This window comes from Agaribacter marinus (genome assembly GCF_030160655.1).
Lineage (GTDB): Bacteria > Pseudomonadota > Gammaproteobacteria > Enterobacterales > Alteromonadaceae > Glaciecola > Glaciecola marina.
This window is the reverse complement of record NZ_BSOT01000005.1, coordinates 1,510,324-1,526,100: the sequence shown is the minus strand read 5'-3', so window position 1 is coordinate 1,526,100 and position 15,777 is coordinate 1,510,324. Positions and strand designations below refer to the sequence as shown.

14 protein-coding genes are annotated in these 15,777 nt (G+C 42.9%); 13 read left to right on the top strand and 1 reads right to left on the bottom strand.

Features of this window, described 5'->3' with window-relative positions; translation table 11 throughout:
• Positions 1-92: 92 nt before the first annotated feature.
• Positions 93-596 carry a hypothetical protein gene (locus QQK00_RS08260; protein ID WP_284216998.1) on the bottom strand — a complete coding sequence of 168 codons (504 nt, stop codon included), beginning with the start codon at positions 594-596 and terminating at the stop codon, positions 93-95.
• 199 nt (positions 597-795) lie between these two features.
• On the opposite strand from QQK00_RS08260, the gene flhA reads away from it, so the two are divergent.
• The 13 genes from flhA to QQK00_RS08195 all read left to right on the top strand — a co-directional run bounded on the left by flhA (position 796) and on the right by QQK00_RS08195 (position 15,752).
• Positions 796-2,895 carry a flagellar biosynthesis protein FlhA gene (gene flhA, locus QQK00_RS08255; RefSeq protein ID WP_284216997.1) on the top strand — a complete coding sequence of 700 codons (2,100 nt, stop codon included), beginning with the start codon at positions 796-798 and terminating at the stop codon, positions 2,893-2,895.
• A gap of 32 nt (positions 2,896-2,927) precedes the next feature.
• A complete protein-coding gene (gene flhF / locus QQK00_RS08250) occupies positions 2,928-4,439 on the top strand; it encodes a flagellar biosynthesis GTPase FlhF (protein ID WP_284216996.1) in 1,512 nt (503 codons plus the stop codon).
• Positions 4,436-5,287, top strand: a complete 852-nt coding sequence (locus tag QQK00_RS08245; RefSeq protein WP_284216995.1) for a MinD/ParA family ATP-binding protein — start codon at positions 4,436-4,438, stop codon at positions 5,285-5,287. The genes flhF and QQK00_RS08245 overlap by 4 nt, the downstream gene beginning before the upstream one ends.
• A 10-nt stretch (positions 5,288-5,297) precedes the next feature.
• A complete protein-coding gene (locus QQK00_RS08240) occupies positions 5,298-6,026 on the top strand; it encodes an RNA polymerase sigma factor FliA (protein WP_284216994.1) in 729 nt (242 codons plus the stop codon).
• Positions 6,027-6,064: 38 nt separating this feature from the next.
• Positions 6,065-6,448, top strand: a complete 384-nt coding sequence (gene cheY / locus QQK00_RS08235) for a chemotaxis response regulator CheY (protein WP_284216993.1) — start codon at positions 6,065-6,067, stop codon at positions 6,446-6,448.
• A 27-nt stretch (positions 6,449-6,475) separates the two neighbouring features.
• Positions 6,476-7,237, top strand: a complete 762-nt coding sequence (locus QQK00_RS08230; RefSeq protein ID WP_284216992.1) for a protein phosphatase CheZ — start codon at positions 6,476-6,478, stop codon at positions 7,235-7,237.
• Between the two features lie 12 nt (positions 7,238-7,249).
• Positions 7,250-9,511, top strand: coding sequence for a chemotaxis protein CheA (locus QQK00_RS08225; RefSeq protein WP_284216991.1), 2,262 nt, complete (start codon positions 7,250-7,252; stop codon positions 9,509-9,511).
• A gap of 179 nt (positions 9,512-9,690) precedes the next feature.
• Positions 9,691-10,446, top strand: a complete 756-nt coding sequence (locus QQK00_RS08220; protein ID WP_284216990.1) for a ParA family protein — start codon at positions 9,691-9,693, stop codon at positions 10,444-10,446.
• Between the two features lie 11 nt (positions 10,447-10,457).
• Entirely contained in the window at positions 10,458-11,132 is a 675-nt protein-coding gene (locus tag QQK00_RS08215) for a chemotaxis protein CheW (RefSeq protein WP_284216989.1), read from the top strand.
• Positions 11,133-11,222: 90 nt separating this feature from the next.
• Positions 11,223-11,714 (top strand): chemotaxis protein CheW, encoded by a 492-nt coding sequence (locus QQK00_RS08210; RefSeq protein WP_284216988.1) that lies wholly within the window; start codon positions 11,223-11,225, stop codon positions 11,712-11,714.
• A 182-nt stretch (positions 11,715-11,896) separates the two neighbouring features.
• The gene (locus tag QQK00_RS08205; RefSeq protein ID WP_284216987.1) at positions 11,897-12,340 is read left to right on the top strand and encodes a DUF2802 domain-containing protein; all 444 of its coding nucleotides are present in this window, start codon (positions 11,897-11,899) and stop codon (positions 12,338-12,340) included.
• Positions 12,341-12,430: 90 nt separating this feature from the next.
• Complete coding sequence (locus QQK00_RS08200; protein WP_284216986.1) at positions 12,431-14,302, top strand: sulfatase-like hydrolase/transferase; 1,872 nt, start codon at positions 12,431-12,433, stop codon at positions 14,300-14,302.
• A 103-nt stretch (positions 14,303-14,405) separates the two neighbouring features.
• Positions 14,406-15,752 carry a M24 family metallopeptidase gene (locus tag QQK00_RS08195; protein ID WP_284216985.1) on the top strand — a complete coding sequence of 449 codons (1,347 nt, stop codon included), beginning with the start codon at positions 14,406-14,408 and terminating at the stop codon, positions 15,750-15,752.
• The last annotated feature ends 25 nt before the right edge of the window (positions 15,753-15,777 follow it).

Here is a 15,777-nt window from a genome sequence, read left to right as displayed (position 1 = left end):
ACTAAAAGGTAGTTTTTAAGTTTCGGAAGAGTTGGGTACCATAGCTGATGGCGTTGAATAACTGCTAGATACTTTTGGGTTATTAGAGTGATTCATTGGATCTCGATAGAAATGGTGTAACCTACTTGATAGTTTTGTCCATTGCTAAGTCCTTGGGTAGTGGTGAGTTCGCCCGCAATGATAATGTCTGCCACGTTATTGCTTCCGCGGGAACGTATTGACAGCTGCTCGCTATCGGTAAAAGCTGTTGTAACAGAGGCCGCTGTGACTTGGCCTGATACATTTAAAGAGAGTGCCGACGAATTATTACCAGAAATCGTCAAGAAAAACTCACTATTCTTAGGTAGGTTTTCAATTTGAATACGCCCTACACTAATATCGGCACTTGAAGCATCGCAGCTACCGCTAATGTCGCCATTCATATTTAAGGTGCAAATACTGCCAGATTCAGCGGTGATATCACCGAAATTTAGTGGCGTTATTTCAATAATGTCCGAAGGTTGTTGAGCATTTACGAACCAAGTTGTCCATAAAAGTAATATAGTACTTAATGATTTGAACTTAGTTGTAAATTGCATTGTGTTTATTTCTTCCATGAAAAAAAGTCTTCTGTTTATTGTCGGCAGAATTTGATATTGCTTGAATCTGTTTAAATCGCCTTTGTTCCTTATTTGACGCAAGTTTAGTTTAGGTAGAAACACTTTGATAGCGGTAAAAAATCAAAGGTGAAAGTACTTCTGGCACGCTTGTTGAAGTATCGTCAGTATTCTTAAGCGGTAGTCAAAAAATTGTTGTATGCAGTTAGCCAGTGTTTTTCAGCAAGTCGATAAAAATAGTATCAAGAAGTTCACCAGTGGATTAGGTGCACCTATTGTCGTCTTGGCCTTAATGGGTATGGTTATACTACCCATGCCAGCATTTTTGTTGGACGTACTTTTTAGTTTCAATATTGCGTTATCGCTTGTCATAATTCTTGTTTGTGTCTTTACACAACGCCCTATTGATTTTGGTATTTTCCCCCTTGTTTTGCTTGTTGCGACGGTTTTACGACTCGCATTAAATGTAGCGTCAACACGTGTTGTTCTTCTCGAGGGACATGAAGGCGGAGATTCAGCAGGCAAAGTCATTCAGGCATTTGGTGAAGTCGTCATTGGAGGTAACTACGCAGTTGGTATTGTTGTCTTCACAATACTTTTGATTATTAATTTTAAGGTGGTGACCGAAGGTGCAGGGCGTATTTCTGAAGTGAGTGCAAGATTTACCTTAGACGCAATGCCAGGCAAGCAAATGGCGATTGATGCAGATTTAAACGCGGGTTACATTGATCAAGATGAAGCTCGTAAACGCCGTGAAGAAATAACCTCAGAAGCTGATTTTTATGGATCGATGGATGGTGCGTCAAAATTTGTAAAAGGCGATGCGATTGCTGGCTTATTCATTATGTTAATCAACATAGTGGGTGGTTTGTTTATCGGTATGTACCAGCATGACCTCAATTTTGGCAACGCGATGGAAGTATATACTGTGCTTACCATTGGGGATGGCTTGGTCGCACAAATACCGTCGTTATTACTTTCTGTTGCTACTGCCATTATTGTGACGCGTGAAAATGATTCACAGGAAATGGGCGATGAAATTAAAGAGCAACTTTCAAATAAACAAGCGTTGTATATTACCTCCGCAATACTTTTTGTGATGGGCGTTGTACCTGGCATGCCACATGTTGCCTTCTTGAGCTTTTCGGCGGCAACTGGGGGATACGCGTTTTACCGTGATTGGCAGCGCAAAAAACTGGCAGAAGACGCGGCAAAAGTGCAAACGCTACCCGATGAAAATGCAGGGATGCAGGATGTAAAAGATCTGAGTTGGGACGACGTACAACCTGTTGACGTGATTGGCTTAGAAGTGGGTTATCGCCTGATTCCGCTTGTAGACAAATCACAAGGAGGAGAGTTACTCAATCGAATTAAAGGTGTGCGTAAGAAACTGTCTCAGGAGTTGGGCTTTTTAGTGCCTGCCGTACACATAAGAGACAATTTAGATTTTGCGCCGAGCAGCTACACCATCTCTATGATGGGCGTTACTGTGGGCGATGCAGAAATTAGCCACGACAACGAGCTTGCGATTAATCCAGGTCAAGTGTTTGGTACATTGGAAGGTACGCCGACAAAAGATCCCGCGTTTGGCCTAGATGCGGTTTGGATCCCCGCAAGCCAACGCGATCATGCGCAAACGATGGGTTACACCGTCGTGGATACCGCGACAGTTGTTGCAACACATTTAAGTCAGCTGTTAACAAATCATGCGCATCAACTACTTGGCCATGAAGAAGTACAGCAACTGCTTGACATGCTAGAGAAAACACACCCGAAACTTGTGGAAGGCCTAGTGCCGGACGTTCTGCCACTGAGTGCCGTCGTTAAAGTACTTCAAACTTTACTGTTTGAAGGTGTACCTATTCGAGATATGCGCACGATTGTGCAAACCTTAAGTGAATTCGGTCCTAAAAGCCAAGATCCAGATGTTTTAGTGTCTGCGTGTCGTATTGCACTTAAACGATTGATTGTTCAAGAGATAAACAATGGCGAGCATGAGGTGCCCGTTATTACCTTGGCACCAGAATTGGAACAGATGTTGCATCAGTCACTTCAAGCAGGTGGTGAAGACGGCGCGGGTATCGAGCCTGGATTGGCGGAAAAGCTACAACAGTCTTTATTAAATGCAACACAGCAACAAGAGGTTGCCGGAGAACCCGCAGTATTACTGACATCAGGCTTGCTGAGGCCAGTATTAGCAAGGTTCTTCAAGCAGTCCGTAAGCGGATTACATGTGTTGTCCTATCAGGAAATTCCTGATGATAAACAGATAAAAATTGTGTCTTCGGTAGGTCAATAAAGTGACGCGCCATACATACTTAAGAGGAAGTTATGAAAATTAGACGTTTTTTTGGCAAAGATATGCGAGAAGCGCTCAAGCAAGTCAAAGATGAACTTGGCGGTGATGCAGTTATTATGTCTAATAAGAAGATGGCAAATGGTGTCGAATTAGTGGCAGCCGTTGACCCTTCGAGTGCTAATCCAGATCCGGCACCGCCCGTCACAGCTAAACCAAGTTTTAGCGAAATCATTGGCAATGAAGAAAATGACAGTTTACGTGCCTTACTTGAACGCCAAACATCAGAGCATCAAGCGAGTGCAAGACCTGCTGCCAGTCATACACAAACTATGGCTAAGCAAGTAAAAACAAGCAACAAAGAAACGGCAGATTTTCGGTCATATAATACGTCAACAGTAAAGACCGGAGCAGGTAATAAGTCATTTTCTAAGGCCGAAACACCTGTTAATGATCAGAATGTGTTCACCGTAGATACCGAAATGCAAGGCCGGCAACGCAGAGAACAATTGCGAGCTGACGAGAGTATGGTGCGGTCACCAGCGTTCGCTGACATAGATACAAATGAAGATTTTGGCAATACACAAGCAGCAAATTTGACACCGCCGCCAAGTGTTTTAGAACCTGAGCAATTAGATAACATTAGGGCTGAGTTAGAGTCGATTAAGAATGTGCTTAAGTTCCAAGTATCTGAATTGTCAGAAGAGCGTAAACGCAAAAATAACCCGGTTCATCACTATTTGCACGAGCAACTAAGTGGTATGGGCGTGAGTGAAAATTTATGCCAACAGTTTATTAACTTTCTACCACATAAAATTGATGAAAAAGACGGTTGGAAGTATCTATTGAATTTGCTTTCGAATCGACTCGCTGTTGGCGGCAACGATATTCTTAACCAAGCGGGAGTCGTTGCGCTCGTTGGTCCAACAGGCACCGGGAAAACTACTACTCTAGCCAAATTAGCAGCCAAATATGCGCAAAAATATGGTGCAGATCAAGTCGCGCTGGTTACTATCGACACCTACCGTATTGCCGCATACGAGCAGCTTGCGACCTATGGCCGAATCATAGGTTGTAATGTTAAAAAAGCACAAAACGCAGAAGAATTGAATCAAATTCTTTACCAAATGCGTAATAAGCGACTAGTATTAATTGATACTGCAGGATTTAGTCAACGTGATGCGCGATTGATTGAGCAACTGAAACAATATGAAAATGGCCTGTCAGTGGATATTAAAAAGTACCTTGTTTTGCCTGCAGGTGCGCAATACAGAGTGCTAAATGAAACCGTCAAAACATACCATGACACAGACATTCGTGGGTGTATTTTTTCTAAATTAGATGAGTGTTATAGCTTAGGTGAAGCCCTTAGCGTTGTTATTGAAAACGACTTGTCATTGAGCTATGTTACGGATGGTCAACGTGTCCCGGAAGACATCAAATTAGCTGATTCAGGTAACCTTACGCTTGTGGCGGCTAAACTGTATAAAAAGTACGGATTGCCTCAGCAACCTCGTAATTCAATAGCACATGCTGGTGGGTTATGATGGAAGATCAAGCGAGTAGCTTAAGACGAATGAATCGGTCCAAACAAATAAAAGTAATTGCTGTCACCGGTGGCAAAGGTGGCGTTGGCAAAACAAACCTCACGTTAAATTTAGCCATCGCTGCTGCCAAAAAAGGCTCGCGAGTGATGGTATTGGATGCCGACTTAGGTTTAGCAAATGTAGACGTTATGCTTGGCTTAAGAGTTGAGCGAAACCTATCGCATGTGCTATCTGGTGATTGTACGCTCGATGAAATATTAGTGACTGGTCCGCATGGCATTAAGATTGCGCCAGCCACATCAGGTACGCAATCAATGGCAGAGTTAGGCCCACGAGAGCACGCTGGACTTATTCGTGCATTTGGTGAATTACAAACGCCAATTGAAATGCTTTTGGTGGATACAGCCGCGGGTATTTCAGATATGGTCGTGAGTTTTTCCAGAGCAGCGCAAGATGTAATCATTGTGGTTTGCGATGAGCCAACATCGCTCACTGACGCGTATGCACTGATCAAGATATTAAACCGTGAGCACGGTGTGTTTAACTTCAAAGTTGTTGCCAATATGGTGAGAAGTGAACGTGAAGGTCAAGAATTATTCAGTAAATTATCGAAAGTAACAGGTAGGTTTCTTGATGTCGCCTTAGAGCTCGTCAGTATCGTGCCATTCGATGAAAATGTTCGTAAATCAATACGCAAGCAAACAGCCATTATCGATGCTTATCCTAGTTCTGGGGCGGCGAAAGCCATCAATAAACTCGCGGATAAAGTCGTTTCTTGGCCTGTGCCGATTCAAGCCGGTGGGCATTTAGAGTTCTTTATTGAGAATTTAGTGTCTTTGCAAGACTAGGTAAGCAAAAGTGAGTAATAAAGTGACAGTATATCAACAGCAAATAGACAAAAACCAGCTTGTCGAAAGACATGCCCCGCTGGTTAAAAGGATTGCACACCACTTGATGGCAAGGCTACCTGCGAGTGTGTTAATTGATGATCTAATTCAATCTGGCATGATTGGCCTATTAGAAGCCGCAAGAAACTTTGATGGCTCTAAAGGGGCTAGCTTTGAGACCTTTGCCGGTATCCGTATTCGTGGTGCAATGCTAGATGAAATACGTAAAGGTGATTGGACACCGCGCTCCGTACATAAAAACTCTCGGGCAATTACAGAAGCGATTAATAATGTAGAGAGAGAAACCGGTCGAGATGCGCGAGATAATGAAGTAGCAGATAAATTAAATGTTTCTCTACAAAGTTATCATCAGATGTTGAATGAAGTAAATGCAGGAAAACTCGTTGGAATTGAAGACCTTGGCGTATCTGAGGATGTGTTAACCAACGAAGAAACGAAAGGATCTGACCGTCCTTTTGAAGAAATGATGCAAGGATCATTTCAGAAAGCGCTCGCGCGGGCGATAACTACATTACCAGAGCGTGAAGCAATCGTTTTATCGTTGTATTACGACGAAGAGTTAAATTTACGTGAAATTGGTGAAGTACTTGAAGTAAGTGAGTCAAGAGTGAGTCAAATTCACAGTCAAGCGATGTTGAAGCTGAAAGCTAAAATGCAATCGTGGCGTACGGCTGAGTAAAATTATTTTGATAATATTATTCCACATTGGAGGTAGTTTTGGATAAGAATATGAAAATCCTCGTTGTTGATGATTTCTCAACAATGCGGCGAATCATTAAAAACCTATTGAAAGATTTAGGGTTTACTAATATCCAGGAAGCAGATGACGGCAATACTGCATTGCCGATGTTACAACAAGGCGACTTTGATTTTGTTGTCACAGATTGGAACATGCCCGGTATGCAGGGCATTGACCTGCTTCGCGCGATTCGATCAGATGATAAGTTAAAACATTTACCTGTTTTAATGGTAACTGCTGAAGCAAAGAAAGAGCAAATTGTCGCGGCCGCGCAAGCTGGCGTGAACGGCTATGTAGTAAAGCCATTCACTGCTGCAACGCTGAAAGAGAAATTAGACAAGATTTTCGAACGTCTCGGCTAACCAACTAACTATTCGAGGTTTAGGCTGATGACAAACGAAACTGCCTTGATTTCGCTTGAAGAAGCGAAAGAGCTTGTTGCTTATTTGGAAAATGGTGACGTGGATTCTGCAAATGATATTGTACACAGTGCAACGTTGCGAGAATCAACTGAATTGTTTTCAGAAGTCGGCAAGCTCACCCGTCAATTACATGACTCTTTGGTAAATTTTCAATTAGACGAGAAACTCTCGCAACTTACCAATACTGCCATTCCAGATGCTCAATCACGATTAGAATATGTCATAGAAGAAACTGAGAAAGCAGCTAATTCAACGATGGATGCGGTGGAAAGAAGTATGCCGCTTGCTGAGCAGCTTAATGACAGGCTAACCGGCTTGATTCCAAATTGGAAAAAGTTAATGAACCGTCAAATTGAGTTGGGCGAGTTTAAATCCTTGTGTTACGAGTTAGATGATTTATTAAGTGACGCTCAAAAAGATTCAGCGTCGCTAAACTCTATGCTGACAGAAGTGTTGATGGCGCAAGGGTATCAAGACCTAACGGGTCAAGTGATACGCCGCGTAATTGAGCTTGTCAGTGAAGTAGAAGAGGGATTGGTTGACATGTTGGCCACGTTTAGCGAAGACAATGATGCGAGTGCTGAGCCGAAAAAAGATAAAGCTCAACCTTCTCAGAAATCTGACGATAACGTAAAAGCCGAAGGGCCAATTCTCAACGCCAAAGAGCGCGACGATGTTGCGCAGAATCAAGATGACGTTGACGACTTGTTATCTAGTTTAGGATTTTAGGGGAGCCATTCAATGTCATTTGAGGTCGACGAGGATATTTTACAAGATTTTCTAGTGGAAGCTGGGGAGATTCTTGAGCAACTCCAAGAACAATTGGTAGATCTCGAAAATAATCCAGAAGATGCTGACTTGTTAAATGCGATTTTCCGTGGATATCACACCGTAAAAGGCGGCGCAGGATTTTTATCGTTGACCGAATTAGTCGATATATGCCATGGCGCTGAAAACGTATTTGATATCATGCGCAACGGACAGCGCACATTAACACCAGAATTGATGGACGTCATTCTGCAAGCAACAGATGTTGTTGTGGATATGTTCGAGAATGTTAAGTCTAGGGAGCCGTTAGAGGCAGCGCCAGCTCAACTGATTGACGTATTACACAAGCTAAGTAGCCCTGAGGTTGAAGGCGAAAATATCTTTGCAAGTGAAGAGGCTGAAGACAACACTGCAGCAGAAGCAACATCTGCTGAAGAACTCACGCCGAATCCAGCGGCAGAAGCACCCGAAACTGAGGCTAAAAGTGATGCATCTAGTGATCCCGAAGCACTTGAAGAGATCACTGAAGATGAGTTTGAAGCTTTGCTAGATGAATTACATGGTGAAAGTGCGCCAGGTAATGATAAAGCGGCCAAAGATACCGCTGTTAAAGACGACAAACCAACACCTGAGGCGCCAAAAGCTGCTGCTGCCGGTGACGACATAACAGATGATGAGTTTGAGGCACTTTTAGACGAATTACATGGTGAAGGTAGCTTTAAGGCAACTGATGATAAAGCGCCGAAAGACACGGCTAAAGAAACACCTAAAACCGGCGGTGATGACGAAATCACTGACGAAGAGTTTGAAGCACTACTCGATGATTTACATGGTTCGGGTAAAGGGCCTGCTCTAGAAACGAAGAAAGAATCTGAAGTAAGCCCGCCGTCGTCTGCACAAGAAAAAGATAAAAAATCGGCTGGTACAGAGAAGCAAGAAGTCAAGAAGCCAGCTGCGAAGAAAGATGAAAAAGCGGCGAAGTCAACGTCCGCCGCTAAAGCGCCAGCCCAGAAGCCAGCGGCGCCCGCAGCAGCTAAAAAAGCAGAAAATAAACCTGCACCCGCACAGGCAGAAACAACTGTTCGCGTTGATACTAAGCGCCTTGATCAAATCATGAATATGGTCGGTGAACTGGTATTAGTAAGAAACCGCTTACTTAGCTTAGGCATCAATCTTAATGATGAAAGTATGTCGAAAGCGATTGCAAACCTTGATGTAGTAACAGGTGATTTGCAGGGTGCGGTAATGAAAACTCGTATGCAACCAATTAAGAAAGTATTTGGTCGCTTCCCTCGAGTCGTTCGAGATTTGGCTCGCACCTTGAAAAAAGAAATCACCTTAGTACTTGAAGGTGAAGATACAGATTTAGATAAAAACCTTGTTGAAGCACTAGCAGATCCCTTGGTTCACTTAGTTAGAAACTCCGTCGACCATGGTGTAGAAATGCCGGACGACCGTGAACAATCGGGCAAGCCGCGTATGGGTACGGTAAAACTTGCCGCATCGCAAGAAGGTGACCATATACTGTTGACCATTGCGGATGACGGTAAAGGTATGGACGCTGATAAACTCAAAGAGATTGCGATTAGTCGTGGTGTCTTAGATGCAGATTCAGCAGCTAGAATGTCTGATGTAGAAGCGTTTAACTTAATTTTTGCGCCGGGATTCTCAACGAAGACTGAAATCAGTGATATTTCTGGACGTGGCGTTGGTATGGATGTGGTGAAAACCAAAATCAACCAGCTCAACGGCACAGTCAGCATAGATTCCAAGTTAGGTGTGGGGACGACGTTAGAGATCAAAGTACCATTAACACTGGCGATACTTCCAACCTTAATGATAGTTGTAGGCGACCAAACCTTTGCCTTACCGTTAGGTTCAGTTAATGAGATTATTAACATGGATTTAAGTAAAACGAATACGGTTGATGGTCAATTAACAATGATTGTACGTTCCAAGGCCATTCCATTGTTTTACCTAAATGATTGGCTAAATCCCCATAAGCCAGGCAAGGACAGGGCACTTGGTCATGTCGTTGTTGTGCAAATTGGCACGCAACAGGTGGGTTTTGTGGTTGACAGCTTAATTGGTCAAGAAGAGGTGGTGATTAAGCCGCTCGATGCGCTACTCCAAGGTACGCCGGGTATGGCTGGAGCAACGATTACATCTGACGGTGGTATTGCTTTGATCCTTGACATACCAAGCTTATTGAAGCGATACGCGTCGAAGATGTAGCTGTTGACTGATATAGAATGTCTTTTTAGTACATATATTAATATTGGTCTGATTTTCGCATAGGTACACTGAGTATTTAAAAAGCGTTAACAGTAAATACTGTTAACGCTTTTTTTGTTTTATACAGTACGCTGAATAAAACAAGAGATAAGAGTGTTTGATGTGGGAAATGAGCATTAATGCAAATATGGACGGTGGTAAATCAAAAAGGTGGTGTGGGCAAAACGACGACCGCAGTGTCACTTGCGGGCAGTTTGAATGCGCAAGGCTACTCGGTATTGTTGATTGACTTAGACCCCCATGCATCGCTTAGTTATTACTACAATGTTGAAGAGAATTCGACGCCAAGTTTGTACGACTATTTTTTGGCGGATCAAAACATTGACGTGATGCGACTGGTAAAAAATACCAAACAAGCGAAGTGTGCCATTATTCCAGCATGCGGTGCAATGGCAACCTTAGATCGGCAACTAGGACAAGCAGATGGCAAAGGTTTGGTCGTCAAAAACTGCCTTAATGAATTAAAAGGTAAATATGATTTTGCCATAGTAGACTGTCCTCCGGTATTGGGTGTGTTAATGGTGAATGGACTGATGGCGTGCAATAAAATCGTTATTCCTACCCAAACAGAACATTTGGCTATTCGAGGCTTAAAAAAAATGTTGCAAACGATAGAGCTATTAGGCCCTATGATGATTGAAAAACCAAAAGTGACCATTGTAGCAACGATGTTCGACCGTAGGCTAAATGCTTGTCAAGCAGCCTACAAGTCGCTGAGACAAGAGTTTAGGTCTTCGTTGTGGCAAGGCTACGTGCCTACCGATACCAAGTTCAGAGAAGCCAGCCAGCGAGGGATATCGATAGGACAACTTGGCGAAAGTAGCAGAGGCAGTTTTGCGTATGAAAAGTTAACTAACGATTTAATGAGAGCTTAAAGATTTTAATTATGCCTGATAAAAAAGAAACAGATTTATTATCGAGTTACTTTGCTGCACTGACTAATAATGAAGTGCCGAAGGCTGACACTGAAGCCGACGCACTCTCTCGTGCTGAAAAATTGTTAAAACACGCGGATTCACAAAACTTTTTAGCAGAAGATTCGAATGTCGATAAAGAAAATGACGAAGCTGCCGAAACACTGAATATACATGTAGTTTCTGAACCTGATGAATCTCTCAGACAGCGATTACCAAGTAAGTTTCAAGCACTGTTTTTTGAAGTCGCTGGTATAAAGCTAGCCATCCCCTTAGTTGAGCTGGGGGGGATCCATGAAATGAAGAAGTTGACACCCTTGCCGGGAAAAGCTGATTGGGTTTTAGGTGTACTGATAAAAGGTGATGAAAAATTAAATTGTATCGATACGGCAAAATGGGTAATGCCTGAAAAGTATACGCAAAAGTTAGCCGATTCATTACAATATAGTTATGCTGTTCAGTTAGGGAAAACATCTTGGGTGTTGGCGTGTGAAGCGCTGAAAGACACTGAAGAATTGTCGTTAGCTGATATTAAATGGCGTGATCAAGCAGGCAGTCGTCCTTGGTTAGCCGGCATGGTAAAAGAGAAAATGTGTGCATTAATTGATGCTGAAAAGCTAGTGTGGCTTTTGAATCATAAACACTAGTTTTGACGAAACAAATGTACAAGTAAGCGACGCATATGATAGTCGCTAGAATATGAATATTACGGTAATTGTTATTACGGAGTAACTCAAATGTCAGAAGAAAGAGCCACTGCAACTGCATCAGATCCTAATGATGAGGTTCTTCAATGGGTAACTTATCGACTCGATGATGAGACCTATGGTATAAACGTGATGCAGGTGCAAGAAGTGCTTCGATACACTGAAATTGCCCCTGTGCCTGGTGCGCCCAATTATGTATTAGGTATTATCAATTTGCGCGGTAACGTGGTCACCGTTATCGATACGCGTGCACGATTCGGGTTACCATCATCGGAAATTACGGACAATTCCCGTATTGTAATTATTGAATCTGATGAACATGTGGTCGGTATTCTTGTTGATAGTGTTGCTGAAGTCGTTTATTTACGCTCATCTGAAATCGATAGTGCACCGAATGTTGGCACGGAAGAGAGCGCCAAATTTATTCAAGGCGTATCTAATCGTGGCGAAGAGTTACTTATTTTAGTTGATTTAAATAAGTTGTTGACTGATGAAGAGTGGGATGACGTACTAACTATGTAATTTTGATTGATGTACTTGCTCAAGTTTAGCGCTACCGATGCGCTAAACATACACGCTAAACATACACAAAAAAACCGGCATTTGCTTTGTGCATGCCGGTTTTTTGTTTCTCAATTTTTATGGCGAGATCAGGTACTTAGCAGTATACTCAGCAGTATGTTCAACTTTTTTCGTGCCCTTTGATGAATGATAGTGTCTGGTTAATCGTTTTTTCATCCGTTATTTTGTTACTCATCGCTATTGCGGTTGTCACGTTTCTCTATAGCAGAAGTACACGTGCTAAATTACTTCAAAGTATTGGCTTGATTGATAATTTGCATAAGTTACAGCAGCAAAATGACAAGCTAATTAAGGGACAAACAGCGCTTATTGCTACACAATCAACGGCCATCGAAAATCTTAAAAATGAAATGTCGGAACAGATAGAAAAGACCAATAAGTTAGCACAAGAATTTTCTTTATACGGTGACAAAGTCGAGCAACTATCTGAACAAGATCCTGAGCTAAAAATGTACTCAAAAGCCAATAAATTAGTTGCGTCAGGTGAATCGATCGACGATATTATTGAAGCCAGTGGCTTGCCTCGTGCAGAAGTAGAAGTGCTGTATTCTTTGCATAGACGATAACAAGCAAGCCTTATTAACAGGTTTACATTTATTTTGTCACGGTGACTGTGATAGAAATGTAAATACATGTTCAATGATGGTGGCTATCAAATGAAAAATATAAGTGTCCCGTTGGCAATGGCGTTAGCAGCAAGTTTGTTGTCTTTTGTTAGTTGGAGCAAACAACCGAATATTCTCTGGATTATTACAGACGACCACAGACCTGATGCTATCAGCGCTTACAATCAGGCGACTCGTGGCACGAACGAAAGCTATTTAGGTTACGTGTCCTCTCCCAATATCGATGCCTTAGCTAAAGAAGGCGTTTTATTTACAAAGGCATTTAATCAAGCGCCTGCATGTGGCACCTCCAGAACGTCTATGCATTCTGGGCGCTATCCCTTCAGAACAGGTAAATATGCGTGGGAGCAAGTCCATCAAGACGCAGACTTTATGACGCCAGCGGTATCAGAAAGCTTGCGTGATGCAGGCTACGGCACTGCGATTATTGGTAAAACTCATCACGGCATTCGCAAGCATTTCAACGGCAAAAGTGACATTTTCGATTTGGAAATTGAGTTCAATCGCGATTTGCATAGAAACGGTTTTGGTGGCTGGTATTCTACCGGTGCTTATGGGTTAACAGATGGCGTATTGTTGCGCAGAGATGCGACCGAAACCATCATGTATGCAGATGGCACCAAGAAAGTGATCACTCTTTCAAAAGCAGACAGACTGCTAAACGCAGAAGAGCAGGCCGTGAAAGCGAGTGTAGAAGAAGAGTTCGATATTCTCCGTGCATATACTCGGATTAATAAAGGCTTGATTTTAGGCGGTGTTAACCCGCAACCGGCTGACAAAACCGTAGACGCTTACATAACCAAGGAGTTTATTCGTTATTTAGACAACGCAGATAAAACCTACTCGTCGTCTTGGGGGGCGCAGTTTCAAGGGGCAGATACCAACAAGCCGGTGTTTGTTAACTTAGGTTTTCACCTACCTCATACTCCTGTGTTGCCGCCAAAAGAATTTCGCGATCAATTCAAAGATAAAATGTATCACTTACCTGAATTTGATACCGAAGAACTAGCCACTTTCGTGCCTCAACAAATGCAGATTTATAATGAATCTAAAACTCACGCGATGAAACCTGAAGAACAACAACAAGCGATCCGCGATTATTATGCTTTTTCTGCATTTGGTGACCATCTCATAGGCAAGGCTGTGAAGGCATTTAAAGATTATTCGAACAAGCAAGGCCGTGAGTACTTGATTGTTTTCACCATAGGCGATCATGGTTGGCATTTGGGAGAGCAGGGGATTATGGCGAAGTTTGGCTCGTGGAAAGAGTCGCTAAACGGGGCTGTTATTGTGGTTTCGTCGGACAAGCAAACATTTCCTGCAGGTAAAGTCATAGACAAGTTAGTAGAATATGTCGACTTTGCACCCACAATGATGGCTGCAGCGGATATTCAGGTTGAAAGTATGGAGTATGATTATCTTGACGGTAAAGATCTCGCACTCGTAGTCAACAATCCTGACCTTGAGCGCGATTACATTCTAGGGGAGATGAACTTAGTGTCTGGTCATAGAGCCTATTTGAGAAGCCATGATTTTGCTTTCTCGATGCGCACGCGTGACAAAAGAACCACCGCACAAACTCCATATCTCAATGACAACATTACGTGGGCGTTAACTGCCGCACCTTTGAAAGTAGATATGGCGTTGTATGATTTACGCAACGATCCATTAGAGCGAAACAACCTCGCCTATACCAAAGAATATCTAGCTTTAGCGCAATGGTTTCGCCAAAAGCTTGGCAATATTGTATTGGGTGATGGTCGTGTTGAAATGGATTGGTCTACCAAAAATAGCTATAACATCAGTAATTTTGCAGATGGGGCAGATGATAAGACATTGGATATTCCTAAAGAATTGATTCCGCCTAAAGGGATTAAAGACATTCAGCGACCAAATTACTAAGGTGTTTAAAATTTTGGCTAAGTAGTTTTTTTCAATGCCGCCGTCTGTTAATTTTGTGAAACACTGGCATACTGAATTTGCCACTACCCAACTAGAATTTACTATGCGAACGACGTTATTATTTATCTTATTCATTGTGTCATTTCAATCCTTAGCGAACCCATACTCGCAAGGAAGAGAAATTAAACAACTGCCCGATGTCTTATCTTTTAAAGAGCGCGTCAAACCGCTAAATACAATGGTCTTAGACCGCCTAGATAATTTGTTACCGCAGTTGATGGCCGAAGCCAACATAGATATGTGGTTAGTTATCAACCGTGAATACGGGGAAGACAGATTGTTTTACACTCTTGTTCCTCAGCCGACGTTTGCCGCGCGCCGCACGACGATATTAGTGTTTGCAAAACAGGACGATGGCACGGTTGAGCGCTTTAGTGTAAGCCGCTATCCCATTGGTGAGCTTTATCCAACAGTGTGGGACGGTGGTACAAAAGCGCAACAGTGGCAGCGTTTGGCAGAGGTCATAGCTGAGCGTGATCCCAAAACGATTGGCATAAATACAAGTAAAGACTGGGCCTTGGCCGATGGCTTAAGTGTCGGTCTACACCAACAGTTGATTTCCTATCTACCTAGCAAGTATCAACAACGGTTGGTCAGTGCAGAGTCACTTGTCGTGCGTTGGTTAGAAACCCGCAGTAAGATGGAACTTGAGGTGTACCCACAGGTAGTATTGCTCGCCAGAGGCGTGATAGCTGAAGCCTTCTCTAATAAAGTCATTACGCCAGGGGTGACAAGCACTGACGATATTGCATGGTATATACGCGAACGTTTTGAAGCACTGCAACTAAGGCCGTGGTTTCAGCCTTACGTAAATATTCAACGTCAGGGAGACGATACCAGCCAAGACGATGTTTTTATGGGCAAAGACGATAGAATTGTTAAACCCGGTGACGTGCTGCATACGGACGTGGGTATTTGCTATTTGAATTTATGCACGGACACACAAGAAATGGCCTATGTGCTTAAACTACATGAAACAGATGTACCGCAAGGCTTAAAAGACGCGATGGGTATTGGCAATCAATGGCAAGATATCTTAACCAGTCACTTTAAAACCGGGCATACCGGTAATCAAATTTTGGCGAATACCATTAAAACAAGTGAAGCCAAAGGCATTATAAGCAGTACTTACACTCACCCCCTAGGTTTTGTCGGACATGCTAGCGGCCCAACCATTGGTATGTGGGACAATCAAGGCCCAACACCTGTTCAAGGCGACTGGCAACTATACCCGAATACCGCGTATGCCATAGAAGGCAGTATTAAAACGCAATTGCCAGAATGGGACGACCAATGGGTACAAATTAAGTTAGAGCAAAGTGCGGTGTATGATGGCACTACTGTTTGGTATTTGGCCGGGCGTCAGACAAGCTGGCATTTAATTCGCTAAACATTTAGTTCGCTAAATGTATTGC

Excerpts from the sequence above, each read along its gene's own strand:
- QQK00_RS08260 (WP_284216998.1), bottom strand. The coding sequence starts at position 596 with ATGGAAGAAATAAACACAATGCAATTTACAACTAAGTTCAAATCATTA.
- flhA (WP_284216997.1), top strand. The coding sequence starts at position 796 with ATGCAGTTAGCCAGTGTTTTTCAGCAAGTCGATAAAAATAGTATCAAG.
- flhF (WP_284216996.1), top strand. The coding sequence starts at position 2,928 with ATGAAAATTAGACGTTTTTTTGGCAAAGATATGCGAGAAGCGCTCAAG.
- QQK00_RS08245 (WP_284216995.1), top strand. The coding sequence starts at position 4,436 with ATGATGGAAGATCAAGCGAGTAGCTTAAGACGAATGAATCGGTCCAAA.
- QQK00_RS08230 (WP_284216992.1), top strand. The coding sequence starts at position 6,476 with ATGACAAACGAAACTGCCTTGATTTCGCTTGAAGAAGCGAAAGAGCTT.
- QQK00_RS08225 (WP_284216991.1), top strand. The coding sequence starts at position 7,250 with ATGTCATTTGAGGTCGACGAGGATATTTTACAAGATTTTCTAGTGGAA.
- QQK00_RS08220 (WP_284216990.1), top strand. The coding sequence starts at position 9,691 with ATGCAAATATGGACGGTGGTAAATCAAAAAGGTGGTGTGGGCAAAACG.
- QQK00_RS08215 (WP_284216989.1), top strand. The coding sequence starts at position 10,458 with ATGCCTGATAAAAAAGAAACAGATTTATTATCGAGTTACTTTGCTGCA.
- QQK00_RS08210 (WP_284216988.1), top strand. The coding sequence starts at position 11,223 with ATGTCAGAAGAAAGAGCCACTGCAACTGCATCAGATCCTAATGATGAG.
- QQK00_RS08205 (WP_284216987.1), top strand. The coding sequence starts at position 11,897 with ATGAATGATAGTGTCTGGTTAATCGTTTTTTCATCCGTTATTTTGTTA.
- QQK00_RS08200 (WP_284216986.1), top strand. The coding sequence starts at position 12,431 with ATGAAAAATATAAGTGTCCCGTTGGCAATGGCGTTAGCAGCAAGTTTG.
- QQK00_RS08195 (WP_284216985.1), top strand. The coding sequence starts at position 14,406 with ATGCGAACGACGTTATTATTTATCTTATTCATTGTGTCATTTCAATCC.